The sequence below is a fragment of the Pseudonocardia cypriaca genome (genome assembly GCF_006717045.1).
Lineage (GTDB): Bacteria > Actinomycetota > Actinomycetes > Mycobacteriales > Pseudonocardiaceae > Pseudonocardia > Pseudonocardia cypriaca.
This window is the reverse complement of record NZ_VFPH01000002.1, coordinates 2,834,900-2,852,236: the sequence shown is the minus strand read 5'-3', so window position 1 is coordinate 2,852,236 and position 17,337 is coordinate 2,834,900. Positions and strand designations below refer to the sequence as shown.

Below are 17,337 nucleotides of genomic sequence, written 5' to 3'. Positions count from 1 at the left end.
GGGTGGCCGTTGGCCGCCCGGCAGGGTGGTGCCCGTCAAGTGACCGATGACGTACGGTCGCCATCCGGCTACCATCCGCCCGGATGGGGGACATCGCCGGCGATGACGGCCGGGTGAAAGGTTTCAGGGGGATGCGAGTGCCGCGACGCGGGGTGACTCGGTGGGCCGTCTGGACACTGCCGCTGCCGGTCCTCGCCGTGATCCTCGCCGTCGAACTGCTCGCAGCGGGCACGTTCGCCACCTCCATCCCGCACGAGATCGGCCTCCTCCCCGACAACTGGCCGCTCGTCACCGGCGTGCTCATCGCGGCCGGGATCCTGAGCACCGAGGCGTCCCTCGGGGTCGAACGAATGCGGCACCGGTCCGACGAGACGCCGCACATCGACCTCAGCTCCGTCTGGACGTTCGCGGCAGCCGCGCTGCTACCGGGAGCGGTCGCCGGCCTCGTCGTGATCGGGATCTACGGCCACCTCTACATGCGGGTGTGGCGCGGTGGCATTCCGCCGCACCGCACCATCTTCAGCACGGCCACCGTGGTGCTCGCCGTGCAGGCCGCCTCGGCCGTCACCGGGCTCGTCGAGCGCGGCTCGCTGTTCCAGAGCCTGCCGGGCCTGGCGGCGGTCCTGCTCGCGCTGCTCGCCTACGCGGCGGTCAACATGGTGCTGGTCGTCGCCGTCATCGTGCTGAGCGGCCCCAACCGCGACCTCGCCACGTTCCTGCACGTCCTCACCCGCGGCGACGAGGCGGTGCTGGAGTTCGCCACCCTGTCCATGGGGGCGCTCGCCGCCGGGGCGATGGGCGCGCTCGGACCCGCCTACGCGGTGCTTGTGCTGCCTCCGCTGATCGTCCTGCACCGCACGGTCCTCGTGCGGCAGCTCGAGGAGGCCGCGAGCGTCGACGGCAAGACGGGGCTGCTCAACGCCGCGGCGTGGCACGTCCGAGCGGCCCGCGCGCTGCGCCGGGTCGAGCGCACCGGCGGCCGCGCCGGACTGCTCGTCCTCGACCTCGACCACTTCAAGCTGGTCAACGACCAGTACGGCCACCTCGTGGGCGACCACGTGCTCGCCGCCATCGCCGCCGCCGTGCGTGACGAGGTGCGCGACGACGACCTCGTCGGACGGTTCGGTGGCGAGGAGTTCGTCGTGCTCCTACCGAGCATCGACGCCCCGAGCACCGACTCGGAGGACGGGCGCATCGCGGCTGTCGCGGTCGCGGAGCGGATCCGCAGCCGGGTGGCCGAGATCCGGGTCGAGGTGCCCGACGCGGGTGGCACGGTCGTCGTCGACAACCTCACCGTCTCGATCGGAGGTTCGTCGTTCCCCGCCGACGGTGCCGACCTCGGCCAGCTGCTCGAGGTGGCCGACACCGCCATGTACGCGGCCAAGCGAGCCGGCCGCAACACCGTCCGCATGGGCCTGCACGCCGTCCCGAGCGGCGTCGTGCGGCCCGCCCCGCACAACCACACGTGAGTGGGTACGCGTGCCGTGGCACGCGTATCCACCCACGTCGGAGGTCAGTCGCCCGCGGGCGCGGAGGTGCCGCTGGTGGCTGGTAGCGGCACCGGCAGGGCAGCCGCGCCCGGGAGGGGCGGCAGCGCCGGGGTGGGCACCGGCAGCGGCGGGGGGCTCGGCAGGGCGGGAGCGGCCGCACCGGGTGTCGCCGGCACGGCGCCGGGGAGCGGCGGCAGGTCCGGGACGGGCGGCAGGGTGGGTGCCGGCGGCAACGGGCCGGGCAGCGGTGGCAGGGGCAGCTGCACCGGGACGTTCACGGCGACCCGGGTCGCCGGGTCGGTCGGCACGGCTCCTGTCGGCAGTGCGGGCGCCCCGGGCACCTGGGGCGGCGCTTGGAGGAGCCCGCCCAGCAGGCCGCCCACGGCCGTCAGGAGGCCGTCGAGCGGCGGTTGCGGTGTCGACGGGGCCGTGGGTGTCTCGGCTCTGGTGACACCTGCAGCCGCGTCCGGGGTCGACGGTTCGGCGGCCTGGGCCGTCGAGGTTCCGAGGCCGGCGACGAGCACGCCGGCGGTCAACGCGGCGATGGACAGGGTCCTTGCGTTCCGACTCCGCATCGGAGCCTCCCCAAATCGGTCGGACAGAACGCCCGGAATGATGCGTCTGGGGCTCGTGTGACACCAGAGGAAGATCTCGGACGTGGTTGCCGCCGGCGCCGGGAACCGGACACTCGGTGATCGGCCATCCCGGATCGGGTGCTCCCGCGGGCCGACGACCGCCCGCTCGGCCCGGGCGTCGAACGCAGCGCGCATTCCAAGATCAACATGCCGAGCGGTTTGGTCACTCGTTGGCCTGGGATACGCGACCGGAGCGCACCGGCCGGTCAGGTGTCACACGGTGTGCAGAAAACGGGCCGGCTCGGTGACGCAGCGTCAGCGGGTCAGTCGCTCCAGTCGCCGGGTCGTCGGCCACCGCACGGAGTGCGCCCAGCCGAGCCGCTCGAAGATCCAGATGATCCGCGCCGAGATGTCCACCTGCCCGCGTCGCACGCCGTGCCGGGCGCACGTCGGGTCGGCGTGGTGGAGGTTGTGCCACGACTCGCCGAACGAGAGCACGGCCAGCCACCAGACGTTGGCGGAGCGGTCGCGGGCGGCGAACGGCCGGTCACCGAACATGTGGCAGATCGAGTTGATCGACCAGGTCACGTGGTGCAGCACGGCCACCCGCACCAGGCCGGCCCAGAACAGGGCGGTGAGCGCGCCCCACCAGGAGAGCGAGACGAGACCGCCGATCAGTGCCGGGACCAGGAGGCTGGCGAGCGTCAGCGGGAGGAAGAGCCGGTCGACGGCCACGATGTCGCGGTCGGCGAGCAGGTCGGGGGCGAAGCGGCGGGCGTTGGTGCGGTCGCGGCCCAGGATCCAGCCCATGTGCGAGTGCCAGAACCCGCGGATCATCGCGGCCGGCCCGGTGCCGAACAGCCACGGCGAGTGCGGGTCGCCCTCCTTGTCGGAGAAGGCGTGGTGGCGGCGGTGGTCGGCGACCCAGCCGATCACACCGCCCTGGAAGGCGGTGCTGCCGATCACCGCGAGCGCGATGCGCAGCGGCCGCTTCGCCTTGAACGAACTGTGCGTGAAGTGCCGGTGGAACCCGACCGTGACGCCGAGCCCGGTGAGGTAGTAGAAGAACACGGCGAGCACGACGTCCAGCCACGTCAGCCCCCATCCCCAGGCCAGCGGGACCGCCGCGGCCAGCGCGAGCAGTGGCACGACCATGAACGCGACCACGAGGGCCTGCTCCGCGGTGGTCTTGCGTCCCTCGACGAGAGGGGCGACGGCGGGCCGGTGCTGCGCGGCAGCGGTCATGGGGCTCCTTCGTGTTCTCGGACGCGAGGTAGGTCACGGTACGGCAACAACGGGTGGCAGTGGACCTTCCGGAGCGCCGCCGCGACCTCGATTCCCGCGTTCGGAGCAGGCCGTCGTGATAGGTTTGCGGCGGTTGCAGTCGTGTCTTCCTCGATCGTTGTGAAGCGTCCGTGGAGAGTGACGGTGGGCTTCGCAGGCGTTCGAGGGCATCCTCTTCGTCCAGCGGCGGTCCCGTGCTTCCCCCGGCCGGCACACAGTCGGCAGGGTCCGCTACATGTATGGAGAACAGGTATGCCGCAGGGCACCGTCAAGTGGTTCAACGCCGAAAAGGGCTTCGGCTTCATCGCCACCGACGACAACGGTCCGGACGTCTTCGTCCACTACTCGGCCATCCAGTCCGACGGGTTCCGCACCCTCGAGGAGAACCAGAGGGTCGAGTTCCAGTCGAGCCAGGGTGCGAAGGGTCCGCAGGCCGACACGGTCCGCCCCATCTGAGCCTTCTCGACCTGCACGACACGGTGCCGGCGTCCCCTGCGGGGCGCCGGCACCGCCGTTTTTCCGGCCGGGTTCCGCCCCTGCCGTTGGGCGGGTTCGGGCGGCGACGACCGGTTCTCGTCCGTTCGACGGTCTTGGCGCCGGCCGTCGAGCCCCGGCTGCCAACCGGTCGCCTGCCGTTCACCGGCCGTGAGTGAGTGCATCCTCAGCGCTGATTCCCGCTCGTCTCGGCGCTCGGGTCGATCGTCGCTCTCGGCTCCCATACGCGTACCCGCGGCGCCATGCTCGGTGTTGTGCCTCACAGGAATGCGGCACGAAGTACGCGAGTCGAGTGGCACGGAGGTCATCAAGATGTCGGGCTGGGACAGCTACCGCGTGGTGTACGGCGCGGAGCTCCGCGCGGCAGCGCACGAGTTCGATGACCACGGCTGGCCGGTGGTGGCGGCATCGCCCACGGCCCTGCTGCTCGTCACGGGCACCGCGCTGGACGTCTTCGAAGTGCCTGCCACGGTCGGTCGTCAGGTCTGCTCACACCTGCGCGACACCGGTTCCGTGGTGCCGATCGCCGCCACGCCCACGGGCGCGTGGTGGTTCCCCGTCACCCCCGGTGCGGTGCTCCCCGCCGAGCTGCGGGACGTCGAGGGTGTCGTCCTGCACACCGCGGGCGCCGCGGTGCTCGCCCCGCCGTCCGAGGTCGCCGACGGCTGGGTGCATTGGCGGGTCGCGCCCGCGCTCACCGGCTACCGGGTCCCGGACGCCGACACGATCCTGCACGCTGCAGCCGACGCGCTGCGGTGGCGTGCCGACCGGAATCCGCACCCGGGCGCCCAGCGGCCCGCTGGTGCGCTGGCGGTCGGGATGCGGTCCTCGCTGATGTAGGACCGCCAGCCGGCGACCGGTTCGCCCCCGTTGACGCGGCTCGTCGCGCCGCGCCGGAGGTGCCGGGAACGCCGGTGGTGCGGCGCCCGAGGGGGCACTCCTCCCACGTTGCGCGGCCGCACCACGAACGTGGCCGGGGCCGGTGGAACACCACCGGCCCCGGCCAGAGCCATCCACAGGCACTATGTGTTCGTGGCAACCTCGCAGTCCTCCCGCACGGACACGGCGACCCGGTTTCCGGCCGTCGAGGTCGGGCTCGGCTTCGGTCGGATGGACGCCGCTGCACGGGCCCGGGACCTGCGGAAGATGAAGTCGCTGGCCACCGGCCTGCTCCTGCTCGCGACGTTGATCTTCCTGCTGGCGCGCTGGTGGGAGGTGAGCGGTGGCCCCGGGTGGGTGGGCTACGTCCGCGCGATGGCCGAGGCCGGGATGGTCGGTGCGCTCGCCGACTGGTTCGCGGTCACCGCGCTGTTCCGGCGCCCGCTCGGCCTGCCGATCCCGCACACGGCGATCATCCCGACGAAGAAGGACGCGCTCGGCGAGAACCTCGGCGACTTCGTCGGGGAGAACTTCCTGAGCGAGGATGCCGTGCGCGACAAGCTGGCACGCGTCGAGGTGTCCTCCCGGGTCGGCGCCTGGATCGGCCAGGAGGCCAACGCCGACCGCGTCACCGCCGAGCTCGCCACCGTGGCCAGGGGCGTCGTCACCGTGCTGCGCGACGACGCCGTGCAGGAGATCATCGAGCAGGTCCTGGTCCGCAAGCTGATGGAGCGTCCCGTCGGGCCGCCGCTGGGCAAGGTCCTGCAGGGCGTGCTGGAGGACGGGGCGCACCACCGGCTCGTCGACCTGGTGTGCGACCGCGCGTACGACTGGGTCACCGCCAACCACGACACCGTGCTGCGGATCGTGCACGACCGGGCGCCGACGTGGTCGCCGCGGTTCGTCGACGACCTGATCGCCGACCGCGTGTTCCTCGAGGTGCAGAACTTCGCGTGGGCGGTGAAGACCGACCCCGAGCACCCGATGCGCAAGGCCGTCGACAAGTTCCTGGTCGAGTTCGCCGCCGACCTGCAGGCCGACCCCGAGACCATCGAGCGGGCCGAGCGGATCAAGCACCAGTTCCTCGGCCACCCGGAGATACAGCGGTTCATCGGCCAGGCGTGGGGCACCGTCAAGGGCCTCATCCTCGACGCGGCCGCCGATCCGTCGAGCGCGCTGCGCACCCGGGTGCGGGACGGGCTCGTGGCGCTGGGCACGCGCCTGAGCACCGACGCCGAGCTGCGGGCGAAGGTCGACGGCTGGCTCGCCGACGCGGCCGGCTACGTGGTGCGGCACTACCGCGGCGAGATCACCACGCTGATCACCGACACCGTCGAGCGGTGGGACGCGGAGGAGACCTCCCGCAAGGTGGAGCTGCAGGTGGGCCGCGACCTGCAGTTCATCCGCATCAACGGCACGGTGGTCGGCTCGCTGGCCGGCCTGGTCATCTACACGGTGGGACAGCTGGCGTTCGGCGGCTGAGCGGCCCGGGCGTGCTCGCGGAACGCTCGCGAGCAGCTGCGTGACGTTCGGGTCGTCCAGCGACTCCCTGATGCACGACCACAGCTCCAGGTTCGCGCTGGCCCACCGGGCGTAGGTGGACCAGGCGAAATTGGGACATCGGTGGCCGATCGTCACTCCACGTGCTTTGCGGTGAGGATCCTGCGGGCAGGTACGCGGTGGGGCGTTCCCCCGGTTCCGGGAGGGGTGCTCGGCCGCGCGGACGGGGGTCCGCCGTGGTGCCGCCGGGTCTCCGGGCGGAGAGGCTTGTCCTCATGACGGACATCCGCTCCACCCCCATCCCCACCTCCCTGCCCCACGGCTTCCGCAGCCGGCTGCGGCGCACCGCAGGCGTGGCCGCGACCGCGGGAACCGGCCTCGCCCTGATCTGGGCGCTCACCGGAGGCGGCACGTTCTGGCCGATCTGGGCCTGGCTCGGGCTCGCCGCGGTGGTCGCAGCCGACGCGGCCTTCCAACTGGCCAGGCACCGGTCGGCCGGCCGGCCCCGACCGCTCGCCGTGGTCGCCTCCGTCGCCGGGGTGCTCCTCCCGGCCGAGATCGCCGTCTGGGCGTTCACGGGCGGTGGCTACTTCTGGCCGGTGTGGAGCGCACTCCTGCTCGGCGGCGCCGCCCTGGCCGCGCGCGTCCTCACGGCCCCGGTGCCCGCTCGGGTCTGAAGGTGGACTCTGCCTCCGGAGACGGGTAATAGAGTCTCAATCGGGTGTGGCGCGGGTCATCGACCTGCGCAAGCAGTGTGCTTGCAACAGCTAGCACTCGCGCGTACCTTCGGTGGAGACGCACGGAGGTGAGCGCGAGTGGCGGCAACGGAGCGGCCCTCCGGGTCCGGCGAGTCGGGTCCCGGGGAACGCGTCGGCCACGCGGTCGAGCAGGTGGGCCACGTGGTCGAGCAGGCCGGGCAAGCCGTCGGCCAGGCCGTCGACGACATCGGCGCCTACATCCGCAGCCAGCGGGAGGGCGCGCAGGTGTCGCTGCGGCAGCTCGCACGCGCCACCGGCGTCAGCAACCCCTACCTCAGCCAGGTCGAGCGGGGGCTGCGCAAGCCGTCCGCCGAGATCCTCCAGCAGATCGCCAAAGGTCTGCGGATCTCCGCGGAGGCCCTGTACGTGAAGGCCGGGATCCTCGACGAGAAGCCTGCGAGCGCCGTCACCGACGCCGTGCTCGCCGATCCGGGCCTGACGGAGCGCCAGAAGCAGGTGCTCCTCGACATCTACCAGTCATTCAGGCGGGAGCACGACTCGTCGCCACCAGAGGAGTGATGACCATGGCCGTGGAACTTCCGACCACCGCCGACGTCCGCAAGGCTCGCCACAACGCCGCCAAGTCCGCCGCGGAGCGTGCAGAGGCCGCGCGTACGCCGCTGCTCGCCGTGCTCGGTGCGGGCGACATCGCGGTCAACGCCGTGTCCAAGGCCGTCGAGGGTGTGCAGCACCGGGTCGCCGAGCTGCCGCAGCACCTGAACAGCGATGAGCTGCGCAAGGCTGCGGCCGACCTGCGCGAGCAGGCCGGCAAGGCGTACGCCGGTTTCGCCAAGCAGGGCGAGCAGACCTGGGTCCGCATCCGCAAGCAGCCGCAGGTGCAGGAGGCCATCGCGCGCCTCGGGACCTACACCGGGAAGCTCGACTCCCGGGTCGACGACATCGTCGACGACGCGCGTGACGCCACCGAGAAGGCCCTCGCCGCCGTCAGCACGCAGACCCGGTCCACCGGCGAGCGGATCGCCAAGGCCACGCAGCGCTTCACCGGCCGCACCGCCGAGACGGTCACCGAGGTCAGCGAGGACGCCTCGAAGACCGTGGCGCAGGCCGGCACCGAGGCCGCCGGGACCATCTCGGAGGCGGGCACCGAGGCCGCGCGCGAGACGCGCAGCACCACCCGCCGGGCCGCCAACCGCACGGCGCCGAAGACCGAGTCCGCCGCGGGCGCGAGCAAGCCCGCCGCGCGCCGGAACAACTCGCCGAACGGTTCCAAGTCCGGCAACTGACACGCAGTCGGTCGCCGAGCGCCCCCGAGGACTCCCGTGCCTCGGGGGCGCCGCCATGTCATCCGCGCCTGTCGGTGGCCGTTTCCCGGCAACCGTTGAACCGGCCCGGGGATGTGCCTCGACCGTGATCACACGTACTCTGGGCGTGTGAGCCTGCTGTACGACCTCGACAACTGGGTGCTGTGGGCCATCTGGCTGCTCGCCATCCCCGTCGGTGGATACGCGTTCGTCCACGCGCTGATGCAGCGTGCCGACGCGTTCACGGCGGCCGACAAGCTCACCAAGCCCGCATGGCTCGGTATCACCGGGGCCAGCGCGCTGGTGCTCATCTTCTTCCAGGGCGGCCCGCTCGGCAGCGGTGCCCTGTTCTGGCTGGCGGCGCTGGTCGCCGTGCTCGTCTACATCGTCGACGTCAAGCCTGCGGTGGTCGGCGTCCAGGGCGGTGGCCAGCGCTGGTGACCGACTGGTCCGTTCTGGGCACGCTGCAGGCGGTCCCCGCGCTCGACCGGCCCGACCTCCTCGGTGAGCCGGTCGCCCACGCCTTGAAGGCGCTCGATCCGGCCGACGCCGCGCTCGTCGGCGTCGCGGAGATCGACCCGGGCCTCGCCGACACCGCGCAGTTCTGCGCTGCGTACTCCTCGCCGCTCGACGGTTCGGCCAACTGCGTCGTCGTGGCCGGCCGCCGCGGTGAGGACACCCGCTACGCGGCCTGCCTGGTGCTCGCCACCACGCGCGCCGACGTCAACGGGCTGGTCCGCAAGCGGCTGAACGCCCGCAAGGCCTCGTTCGCGCCGATGGACGACGCCGTTGAGCTCACCGGCATGGAGTACGGCGGCATCACGGCGATCGGCCTGCCCGATGGCTGGCCGCTCCTCGTCGACTCCGCCGTCGCGGCCGCTCCCGCGGTCGTGATCGGAAGCGGGATCCGCGGGTCCAAGCTGGCCCTGCCCGGCGAGCTGGCCGCCCGGCTGCCCGGCGCCGAGGTCGTGGACGGTCTCGGGCGGTAGCGCCTCAGGGCACGAGCAGTACCCGGCCCAGCTGTTCCCGGCCCTCCAGGATGCGGTGCGCCTTCGCGGCTTCCGGGAGCGGGAGCCGGGCGTGCACCACGGTGCGCAGGCGCCCGGCCGCAGCGTGCTCGGCCACGTCGGTCATGTCCGCCCGCGCCTGCTCGGGTAGCGCGGCCCGGTGGGCCGCCAGGGAGAACCCGATGATGGAGCGCAGGGCGTAGAGGGCGGTGGGGATGCGCTCCGGTTCGCCGCCTGCCGCGCCGTAGACGACCAGCCGGCCCAGCGGGGCGAGCAGGTCGACGGTGTGTTCCAGCATCGGGCCGGCCACCGAGTCGAGGACGACGTCCACCCCGTGGGGCACCGCCGCCCGGACGCGTTCCGGCCAGTCCGGGTCGGTGTAGTCCACGGCCACGTCCGCGCCGAGGCTCCGTGCGAAGTCGAGCTTCGACGGGGAGCTCGCCGTGGCGACCACGGTGCCGGCACCGTGCAGCTTCGCCAGCTGCACCGCGAGGTGCCCGATGCCGCCCGCGGCCGCGTTGACGAGGACGGTCTCGCCCGCGGCGAGGCGCCCGATGCGGAGCGCTCCGAGAGCGACCGGCCCGCCCATCGGCAGCATGCTGGCCATGCCGTCGTCGACGCCGTCGGGTACGGGGGCGAGCCACGCCGCGTCGACCAGCGACTCGTCGGCGAAAGCCTCCTCGGAGAGGCTCGTGACCCGCGTGCCGACGAGGCCCGGGTCCACCCCGTCGCCGGTCGCGACGACCGTGCCAACCACGTCCCCGGTCGGGGTGGCGGGCAGCGGGCGCCGGAAGATACCGCCCGCGCCCCGCCGGAACATCGTGTCGACGAAGTTCGCGCCGATCACCTCCGCGCGCAGGCGGACCTGGCCCGGTCCGGGCTCGGGGGCGGGCACCTCCTCCAGGGTGAGCACGTCCGGCTCGCCGTACTCGAAGTAGCGCACTCGGCGCACTTTTCCTCCCCGCGATAATCTGGACCAACGGTCAAGTTCGACCGTACTGGACCGGCGGTCCAGTTGTCGAGGGAGGAGCACAGGTGGCGGAACGCGCTGACGCCGCGCGGAACCGACGCGCGATCCTGCAGGCCACCGAGGAGCTGCTCGCAGACTTCCGCCCGGAGCAGATCTCGATGGAGCAGGTGGCAGCCGCGGCCGGCGTCGGGAAGGGCACCGTGTTCCACCGCTTCGGCAACCGGCTCGGTCTGATGACGGCCTTGATGCAGGAGCGGGCGTACGCGCTGCAGGACGCCGTCGAGAACGGGCCGCCACCGCTCGGGCCCGGCGCACCCGCCGGGGAGCGCCTGCTCGCGTTCTTCGACGCGGTCGTCGACGTGGTCGCCCGCAACAAGGGCCTGCTCGCCGCGCTGGGGCACGCCGTCACCGCGGCGCCAGACCGCGACCACGCCGACGGTCACCCGCTCCACCGGGCGTGGCGGGCCCACGTCCAGGCGTTGATCGCCGCCGAGCGCCCGGAACTCGACACCGAGGCCGTCGCCGACGTCCTGCTCGGCACGTTGACGAGCGACCCGGTGCTGCGGCTGTTCGAGCGCGGGGAGGGGCGGCGCGTCGCCGCCGTGTTGCACGCCATGGTCGAGGCGCTGATCCGGCCGGCGTGAGGGTTCAGGCGCTCGCCGCCTCGAGCCGACCGTCAGCCCTCGGTGGCCGACCGAGCCGTCGCGGAGAGGGCGTGCAGATCGTCGAAGGCCAGGCGGAGGTGCGTGTCCAGGCTCTGCGACGGGTCCTCGATCCAGGCTCCGGTGGCCTGGTGGAAGGCGGCCCACCCGGTCCGAGCGGCCAGGACGGCGAGCCGGTTGGGGACGCCGCGGTGCTGCAGCGCTTCTGCGACGGCGTCGATGAGCGAGGCGTGCTTGGCCAGCTCGCGTTCCCGCAGGGCCGGCGTCGCGGCGATGATCTCCAGGCGCGGTTCGGAGAGCGGACGGTTGGCCTCCAGCAGCCGTCCGGCTCTCCGGAAGGACCGGAGCAGTACCTCGAGCGGCTGCAGACCGGCGGGTGCATCCGCCACCGCCTGCGTCAGCTCGGCGCGCAGGTCGGCCTCGCCGTCGAAGAGGACCTCGCGCTTGTCGGGGAAGTGCCGGAAGAACGTGCGTTCGTTGACGCCGGCCCTGGCGGCGATCTCGGCCGTGGTGGTCTTGTCGAACCCGCGCTCGCGGTACAGCTCGAGGGCCGCCTGCTGCAGGCGGCGGCGCGCTTCTGCTCCGCTCCGTGGCACTCCCCGAGGCTACCGGGGTTTGTGCCAGTGACTGACGCTACGTTGTGTCAGTAACTGGCGCTACGAGTAGGGTCAGCGACTGGCGCTAAGTAGTGCCAGTCGCTGGCGTATAGGAGTCTTCATGGACGTCTTCGTCACCGGTGGTTCCGGGCTCACCGGCCCTGCCGTCGTCGCCGAGCTCGTCGCCGCCGGCCACGCCGTCACCGGCCTGGCGCGCTCGGACGCCGCCGCCGCTCGGCTCGAGTCGCTCGGCGTCACGCCGCACCGCGGCTCCTTGGACGACCTCGACACCCTGCGCACCGGTGCCGAAGCCGCTGACGGCGTCCTGCACATGGCCTTCGGCTTCGACGCTGCCGGCCCCGATGCGATGATCAGGCGCGACCGGGCAGCGATCGAGACGCTGGGCCGCGTTCTGGAACATTCGGGCAAGCCGTTCGTCAGCACCTCGGGCACCCTCGTCATGCCCGCCGGCCGGGAGGGCGCCGAGGGGGACGAGCCCGACCCCGCAGGGATCGCCGGGTTCCGGATCCCGGGCGAGCGAGCGTGTCTCGGCTTCGCCGGCCGGGGGGTACGCGCGAGCGTCGTGCGGCTCGCGCCGACCGTCCACGGCCCCGGCGACCACGGCTTCATCGGCATGCTCGTGGCCACCGCACGCAAGACCGGTGTGTCGGCCTACGTGGGCGACGGCGGCAACCGGTGGCCTGCGGTGCACCGGATCGACGCCGCGGGGCTGTTCCGCATGGCCCTGGAGAAGGCTCCGGCGGGCAGCGTGCTGCACGGGGTCGCCGAGAACGGGGTCACCATGAGGAGCATCGCGGAGACGATCGCCCGAGGACTCGATCTGCCTGCGGTGTCCCTCGGTGCGGAGGAGGCTGCCGCGCACTTCGCGAGCCCGTTCATGGCCGCCGTCTACGGCGTCGATGCGCCCGCCTCCGGCTCGTTCACCCGGGAGCTGCTCGGTTGGTCGCCCACCCGCTCGACCCTCCTCGACGACCTGGAGCACGGCGACTACCTCGCCGCCCCGAAGGCCACGGTGGCCCACGGGGTGTCAGGCGTACGGGGCGAGGCCTCCGCGTAGCAGGTCGAATGCGTGGTCGGCCTCGGTCAGCGCGGCGGGGGCCAGTGCGTCGGCGCTCTGGCCTGCGATGATCCGGCGCTGGTTGGCGTCGGCGAGCTCCCGCAGGACCACGAAGATCTGGCTCGCGGCCAGGCGTGCGGTGAGCTCCGGGTGGGGGGCCTCGCGGGCCGCCCCGAACAGGGCGGACGTGAGCGCCTCCACGCTGCGGGCGTGGTAGCGCTGCAGGGCCGTGCTGAGTGCGGGCGTGTCGCGGACGAGCCGGTGGAACGCCACGACCTCCGGGGTGTCGCAGAGGCCGGTGATCGGGTCGCGCCGCTCCAGGGTGATCCGCAGGTGGCGGTGGAGGGCGTCGAGCGGCGACTCGTCAGCCGGCCGGTCGCGGACGACGCGCGCCGACTCGTCCTCGTGGTCGGCGAACCGGTGGAGGACGAGGTCGTCCTTGGTCGGGAAGTAGGCGAAGAGGGTGCGCTTCGAGACCTCGGCGGCATCGGCGATCTCCGTGACCGGGACGTCGTCGTAGCCGCGCTCGAGGAACAGCGCGATCGCCGCTTCCGAGATCGCCTTCCGCGTGCGGGCCTTCTTCCGTTCCCGCAGGCCCAGTCCCTCATCCACGGGGCGATCCTATCCGCGGTTGATATCTGCACTTGGTATACACATGTCCCTGGTGTGGATCCTGCGCACGACGTGATCGTCGTGCGCCCCCGGGCCCATCGGGCTTCCTCGCGAGCGAGCTGGCGATGGCGGGAGCAGACGTGGCGCTCGTGGATCGGAAGTGCCCGGAAGGCTTCCGCGTTGTCCGGGTGACGCCCGCGACGACTTGAGTCCTGCTCGCTCATGGTTCCTGCGTTCGCGCACAGCGGAAGTACTTGAACGCTGGAATGGCGACAACGGTGTAAGCGTTGGGCAGGACATGACAGAGACGCTGAAGCTGCCGGTGCTTCCGCTCGCCGACTCGGTGCTGCTGCCCGGCATGGTGGTTCCCGTCCGGCTCGACGAGCCGGAGATCCAGGCAGCGGTCGATGCAGCCAACAGCGTCGACCGCACGGTCCTGGTCGTCCCCCGCCTCGACGGCAAGTACGCCGCCGTGGGCACCGTCGCCGTCCTCGAGCAGGTGGGTCGCCTGCCCAGCGGGGAACGTGCGGCGGTCGTGCGCGGTGAGGGCCGCGCACAGATCGGCTCCGGTGTCACCGGGCCGGGGGCTGCCCTGTGGGTGGAGGCCACCCCGGTGCCCGAGCAGCCCGTGACGGGCCGGATGACCGAGCTCGCCAAGGAGTACAAGGCCCTGGTCATCGGGATCCTGCAGCAGCGCGGCGCATGGCAGGTCGTCGACTCGGTGCAGCAGATCACCGACCCCGGCCAGCTCGCCGACACCGCGGGCTGGTCCTCCTACCTGGACCTGGAGCAGAAGTCGCAGCTGCTCGCCGAGACCGACGTGGTCACGCGGCTGGAGCTGCTGCTGGAGTGGACCAAGGCGCACGTCGCGGAGCAGGAGGTCTCCGAGAAGATCGCGCAGGACGTCCGCGAGGGGATGGAGAAGACCCAGCGCGAGTTCCTGCTGCGCCAGCAGCTCGCCGCCATCCGCAAGGAGCTGGGGGAGCTCGACCCCGACGGAGGCGACGACTCCGCCGACTACCGCACCCGCGTCGAGAACGCCGACCTGCCCGAGCACGTCCGCAAGGCCGCGCTCACCGAGGTCGGCAAGCTGGAGCGGGCGTCGGACCAGAGCCCGGAGTCGGGCTGGATCCGCACCTGGCTGGACACCGTCCTCGACATGCCGTGGAACACGCGCACCGAGGACACCGACGACCTCATCGCCGCCCGGGCGATCCTGGACGCCGACCACGCGGGCCTCGACGACGTCAAGGAGCGGCTGGTCGAGTTCCTGGCGGTCCGTGCCCGCCGCAACCGCAAGGGCATGGAGAAGGTCGGCGGCCGCGGGTCCGGCGCCGTGCTGTCGCTGGTCGGCCCGCCCGGCGTCGGCAAGACGTCGCTCGGTGAGTCGGTCGCGCGGGCGCTCGGCCGCAAGTTCGTGCGGGTCGCACTCGGCGGCGTCCGCGACGAGGCAGAGATCCGCGGCCACCGGCGCACGTACGTCGGTGCGCTGCCCGGCCGGATCGTCCGCGCGATCCGCGAGGCGGGGTCGATGAACCCGGTGGTGCTGCTCGACGAGATCGACAAGGTCGGCAGCGACTTCAGGGGAGACCCGACCGCGGCCCTGCTCGAGGTGCTCGACCCGGCGCAGAACCACACGTTCCGCGACCACTACCTCGAGGTCGACCTCGACCTGTCCGACGTGCTGTTCCTCGCCACGGCGAACGTCTTCGAGGCCATCCCCGGCCCGCTGGCCGACCGGATGGAGATCGTGACGCTCGACGGCTACACCGAGGCGGAGAAGGTCGCCATCGCGCGCGACCACCTGCTGCCGCGGCAGGTCCAGAAGGCGGGGCTCGAGCCGAGCGACGTCGAGTTCTCCGACGTGGCGTTGTCGATGATCGCCGCCGAGTACACCCGCGAGGCCGGCGTGCGGCAGCTGGAGCGGGGCCTGGCCAAGGTCCTGCGGAAGGTGGCCGTGAAGCTGGACAGCGGTGCCGAGACCCCGGTCCACGTCGACGCGGACGCGCTCGTGGGCTACCTGGGCCGCCCGAAGTTCACGCCGGAGTCGGCCGAGCGCACGTCCGTGCCCGGCGTCGCCACCGGGCTCGCGGTCACCGGAGCCGGCGGGGACGTGCTGTTCATCGAGGCCACCGCGATGGAGGGCGACCCGGGTCTGACCCTGACCGGCCAGCTCGGCGAGGTGATGAAGGAGTCCGTCTCGATCGCGCTGTCCTACCTGCGGTCGAAGGGCCTCGCCGGTGACCTGGCGACGCGCAAGCTGCACGTCCACGTGCCGGCGGGAGCCGTGCCCAAGGACGGCCCGAGCGCGGGCATAACGATGACCACCGCGCTGGCGTCGCTCGCGAGCGGGCGGCCGGTCAAGTCGTCGGTGGGCATGACCGGTGAGGTCACGCTCCAGGGCAAGGTGCTGCCGATCGGTGGCGTCAAGCAGAAGCTGCTGGCGGCGCACCGGGCCGGGCTGACCGACGTGATCATCCCGAAGCGCAACGAGCCCGACCTCGACGACCTGCCGGAGTCGGTGCGCGGCGAGCTGCGGGTGCACCCGGTGTCCGATGTGTCGGAGGTGCTGGAGCTGGCGCTGGAGCCGGTGCCGCTGACCGCCGCGGCCTGACGCTGCTGCAGAGCGAACGGGTGGTCCTGCCGACGGCAGGACCACCCGTTCGGCTTTCGTGGGGTTGATAACCCTTCGCGGTTCGGGAGCGAGTCCAGCTCTCATCGCCGCGCGGAGGGAGTCCCGTCATGGCGGCATCGAGGAACCTCGAGAGCTTGCGGTCGGAGCTGGCAGGGGCGGTGATCACGCCGGGCGACCCGGGCTACGACACCGCGCGGTCGCTGTGGAACGGCTCGTTCGACCGGCATCCCGCGGTGATCGCCTGCTGCGCCTCCTCGGAGGACGTCGCCGCGGCGATCGGGTTCGCCGAGTCCGCGGGACTCGAGATCTCGGTGCGCGGCGGTGGCCACTCCTTCAGCGGGGCATCCGCAGGCGACGACGGACTGACGATCCACCTGGGGTCGATGACCTCCGTCCAGGTCGACCCGGACGGCCGACGCGCCCGGGTCGGAGGGGGCGCGACCTGGGCCGATGTCGACGCGGCCGCGCAGGCGCACGGCCTCGCCGTGACCGGCGGGGTCCTGAGCGACACCGGCGTCGGCGGCCTCACCCTAGGCGGCGGGATGGGTTGGCTCGCCAACCGCCACGGCCTCTCGATCGACAACCTCGAGTCGGCCCAGGTCGTGCTCGCTGACGGTCGCGTCGTCCGGGCGTCCGAGTCCGACGAGCCAGACCTCTTCTGGGCCCTGCGCGGCGGTGGCGGGAACTTCGGTGTGGTCACCGAGTTCGAGTTCCGGCTGCACCCGATCGGCCCCGAGGTGCAGTTCGGTCTGCTGTTCTGGGAGATCGAGCGGGGGGTCGACGGACTGCGTGCCTGCCGCGAAGCTGCGCAGAGCCTCCCGTCGGACTACGGCATCCTGATCGGCGGTGCACTCAGCGCCCCGGAGGCGCCGTTCGTCCCCGAGGAGCACCACGGGAAGATCGGCCACGCGCTCCTCGTCGCCGGCTACGGCTCTGCCGAGGAGCACGCGGACGCGATCGCCGCCGTGCGCGAGGTTTGCCCACCGCTCTTCGAGTTCCTCACGCCGATGCCCTACACGGCGATGCAGCAGTTGTTCGACCCCGAGCTCCCCCCGGGGACCCGGATGTACGACAAGGCCCTCTACTTCGCCGAGCTGACCGATGACGCGATCACGGTGATCACCGAGCGGGCGACCGGGAAGACCGACCCGCTGTCGTTCATGCCGATGTTCGCGCTGCACGGCGCCGTCGCGGAGGTCGGCGAAGAGGCCACCGCATACGGCGGATTGCGCACCCCCCACTTCGTGGTCGACGTGTCGGGGACGAGTTACGACCCGGACCGGTTCGTTGCGGACCGGGAGTGGGCCCGCTCCACCTGGGACGCGCTGCGTCCGCTCGCCGGCAACGCGGGGAGCTACGTCAACTTCATGTCCGAGCTGGACGACGATGAGCGGATCCGCGCCTCGTACGGTCCGGCGAAGTACGGGCGGCTCGCGCAGGTCAAGGGCGAGTACGACCCGGGCAACCTCTTCCACCGCAACGCGAACATCAAGCCGGCCTGACCACATCCTGTATCAGGGAAGGCCGAGCACGC

General features: G+C 72.2%; 18 protein-coding genes. 13 read left to right on the top strand and 5 right to left on the bottom strand.

Annotated features, from left to right (window positions below):
* The first annotated feature begins 131 nt into the window (after positions 1 to 131).
* Positions 132 to 1,469 (top strand): GGDEF domain-containing protein, encoded by a 1,338-nt coding sequence (locus tag FB388_RS31315; protein WP_211362295.1) that lies wholly within the window; start codon positions 132 to 134, stop codon positions 1,467 to 1,469.
* 44 nt (positions 1,470 to 1,513) lie between these two features.
* On the opposite strand, the gene FB388_RS31310 is transcribed toward FB388_RS31315, so the two are convergent.
* Together FB388_RS31310 and FB388_RS31305 are read right to left on the bottom strand one after the other, a co-directional pair.
* Positions 1,514 to 2,065 (bottom strand): superantigen-like protein SSL4, encoded by a 552-nt coding sequence (locus FB388_RS31310; RefSeq protein ID WP_142105855.1) that lies wholly within the window; start codon positions 2,063 to 2,065, stop codon positions 1,514 to 1,516.
* A 315-nt stretch (positions 2,066 to 2,380) separates the two neighbouring features.
* Positions 2,381 to 3,310 carry an acyl-CoA desaturase gene (locus tag FB388_RS31305; RefSeq protein WP_142105853.1) on the bottom strand — a complete coding sequence of 310 codons (930 nt, stop codon included), beginning with the start codon at positions 3,308 to 3,310 and terminating at the stop codon, positions 2,381 to 2,383.
* Between the two features lie 291 nt (positions 3,311 to 3,601).
* Here FB388_RS31305 and FB388_RS31300 point away from each other — a divergent pair, with 291 nt between their 5' ends.
* The 8 genes from FB388_RS31300 to FB388_RS31260 all read left to right on the top strand — a co-directional run bounded on the left by FB388_RS31300 (position 3,602) and on the right by FB388_RS31260 (position 9,232).
* Complete coding sequence (locus tag FB388_RS31300; protein ID WP_075951945.1) at positions 3,602 to 3,805, top strand: cold-shock protein; 204 nt, start codon at positions 3,602 to 3,604, stop codon at positions 3,803 to 3,805.
* Positions 3,806 to 4,156: 351 nt separating this feature from the next.
* On the top strand, positions 4,157 to 4,684 hold the full coding sequence (locus tag FB388_RS31295; RefSeq protein WP_142105851.1) for a hypothetical protein: 528 nt from the start codon (positions 4,157 to 4,159) through the stop codon (positions 4,682 to 4,684).
* 270 nt (positions 4,685 to 4,954) lie between these two features.
* Positions 4,955 to 6,205: a DUF445 domain-containing protein gene (locus FB388_RS31290; protein ID WP_211362382.1), complete on the top strand. Its 1,251-nt coding sequence runs from the start codon at positions 4,955 to 4,957 to the stop codon at positions 6,203 to 6,205.
* 293 nt (positions 6,206 to 6,498) lie between these two features.
* Positions 6,499 to 6,900: a hypothetical protein gene (locus tag FB388_RS31280; RefSeq protein WP_142105849.1), complete on the top strand. Its 402-nt coding sequence runs from the start codon at positions 6,499 to 6,501 to the stop codon at positions 6,898 to 6,900.
* A 213-nt stretch (positions 6,901 to 7,113) separates the two neighbouring features.
* Positions 7,114 to 7,500: a helix-turn-helix domain-containing protein gene (locus tag FB388_RS31275; RefSeq protein ID WP_142106432.1), complete on the top strand. Its 387-nt coding sequence runs from the start codon at positions 7,114 to 7,116 to the stop codon at positions 7,498 to 7,500.
* Between the two features lie 5 nt (positions 7,501 to 7,505).
* On the top strand, positions 7,506 to 8,225 hold the full coding sequence (locus FB388_RS31270; RefSeq protein WP_142105847.1) for a Tim44 domain-containing protein: 720 nt from the start codon (positions 7,506 to 7,508) through the stop codon (positions 8,223 to 8,225).
* A gap of 147 nt (positions 8,226 to 8,372) precedes the next feature.
* Complete coding sequence (locus FB388_RS31265; RefSeq protein WP_425468581.1) at positions 8,373 to 8,684, top strand: DUF2516 family protein; 312 nt, start codon at positions 8,373 to 8,375, stop codon at positions 8,682 to 8,684.
* Positions 8,678 to 9,232, top strand: coding sequence for a YbaK/EbsC family protein (locus tag FB388_RS31260; protein ID WP_142106431.1), 555 nt, complete (start codon positions 8,678 to 8,680; stop codon positions 9,230 to 9,232). Before FB388_RS31265 ends, FB388_RS31260 begins: the two co-directional genes overlap by 7 nt.
* A 4-nt stretch (positions 9,233 to 9,236) precedes the next feature.
* On the opposite strand, the gene FB388_RS31255 is transcribed toward FB388_RS31260, so the two are convergent.
* Complete coding sequence (locus tag FB388_RS31255) at positions 9,237 to 10,202, bottom strand: quinone oxidoreductase family protein (RefSeq protein WP_142105843.1); 966 nt, start codon at positions 10,200 to 10,202, stop codon at positions 9,237 to 9,239.
* A gap of 83 nt (positions 10,203 to 10,285) precedes the next feature.
* Between FB388_RS31255 and FB388_RS31250 the strand changes: the two genes are divergently transcribed.
* A complete protein-coding gene (locus FB388_RS31250; RefSeq protein WP_211362293.1) occupies positions 10,286 to 10,864 on the top strand; it encodes a TetR/AcrR family transcriptional regulator in 579 nt (192 codons plus the stop codon).
* 32 nt (positions 10,865 to 10,896) lie between these two features.
* On the opposite strand, the gene FB388_RS31245 is transcribed toward FB388_RS31250, so the two are convergent.
* Positions 10,897 to 11,478 (bottom strand): TetR family transcriptional regulator, encoded by a 582-nt coding sequence (locus FB388_RS31245; protein ID WP_142105839.1) that lies wholly within the window; start codon positions 11,476 to 11,478, stop codon positions 10,897 to 10,899.
* A 121-nt stretch (positions 11,479 to 11,599) separates the two neighbouring features.
* Here FB388_RS31245 and FB388_RS31240 point away from each other — a divergent pair, with 121 nt between their 5' ends.
* Positions 11,600 to 12,556: an SDR family oxidoreductase gene (locus tag FB388_RS31240; RefSeq protein ID WP_142105837.1), complete on the top strand. Its 957-nt coding sequence runs from the start codon at positions 11,600 to 11,602 to the stop codon at positions 12,554 to 12,556.
* On the opposite strand, the gene FB388_RS31235 is transcribed toward FB388_RS31240, so the two are convergent.
* Entirely contained in the window at positions 12,527 to 13,168 is a 642-nt protein-coding gene (locus FB388_RS31235) for a TetR/AcrR family transcriptional regulator (RefSeq protein ID WP_211362292.1), read from the bottom strand. The genes FB388_RS31240 and FB388_RS31235 overlap by 30 nt on opposite strands.
* Before the next feature lie 298 nt (positions 13,169 to 13,466).
* Here FB388_RS31235 and lon point away from each other — a divergent pair, with 298 nt between their 5' ends.
* The gene (lon, locus tag FB388_RS31230) at positions 13,467 to 15,782 is read left to right on the top strand and encodes an endopeptidase La (RefSeq protein WP_142105836.1); all 2,316 of its coding nucleotides are present in this window, start codon (positions 13,467 to 13,469) and stop codon (positions 15,780 to 15,782) included.
* Positions 15,783 to 15,910: 128 nt separating this feature from the next.
* On the top strand, positions 15,911 to 17,305 hold the full coding sequence (locus FB388_RS31225) for an FAD-binding oxidoreductase (protein ID WP_142105835.1): 1,395 nt from the start codon (positions 15,911 to 15,913) through the stop codon (positions 17,303 to 17,305).
* The last annotated feature ends 32 nt before the right edge of the window (positions 17,306 to 17,337 follow it).

Bases quoted from the DNA above. Each gene is read 5' to 3' on its own strand.
- FB388_RS31315 (WP_211362295.1), top strand. From the start codon at position 132: ATGCGAGTGCCGCGACGCGGGGTGACTCGGTGGGCCGTCTGGACACTG.
- FB388_RS31310 (WP_142105855.1), bottom strand. From the start codon at position 2,065: ATGCGGAGTCGGAACGCAAGGACCCTGTCCATCGCCGCGTTGACCGCC.
- FB388_RS31305 (WP_142105853.1), bottom strand. From the start codon at position 3,310: ATGACCGCTGCCGCGCAGCACCGGCCCGCCGTCGCCCCTCTCGTCGAG.
- FB388_RS31300 (WP_075951945.1), top strand. From the start codon at position 3,602: ATGCCGCAGGGCACCGTCAAGTGGTTCAACGCCGAAAAGGGCTTCGGC.
- FB388_RS31295 (WP_142105851.1), top strand. From the start codon at position 4,157: ATGTCGGGCTGGGACAGCTACCGCGTGGTGTACGGCGCGGAGCTCCGC.
- FB388_RS31290 (WP_211362382.1), top strand. From the start codon at position 4,955: ATGGACGCCGCTGCACGGGCCCGGGACCTGCGGAAGATGAAGTCGCTG.
- FB388_RS31280 (WP_142105849.1), top strand. From the start codon at position 6,499: ATGACGGACATCCGCTCCACCCCCATCCCCACCTCCCTGCCCCACGGC.
- FB388_RS31270 (WP_142105847.1), top strand. From the start codon at position 7,506: ATGGCCGTGGAACTTCCGACCACCGCCGACGTCCGCAAGGCTCGCCAC.
- FB388_RS31240 (WP_142105837.1), top strand. From the start codon at position 11,600: ATGGACGTCTTCGTCACCGGTGGTTCCGGGCTCACCGGCCCTGCCGTC.
- lon (WP_142105836.1), top strand. From the start codon at position 13,467: ATGACAGAGACGCTGAAGCTGCCGGTGCTTCCGCTCGCCGACTCGGTG.
- FB388_RS31225 (WP_142105835.1), top strand. From the start codon at position 15,911: ATGGCGGCATCGAGGAACCTCGAGAGCTTGCGGTCGGAGCTGGCAGGG.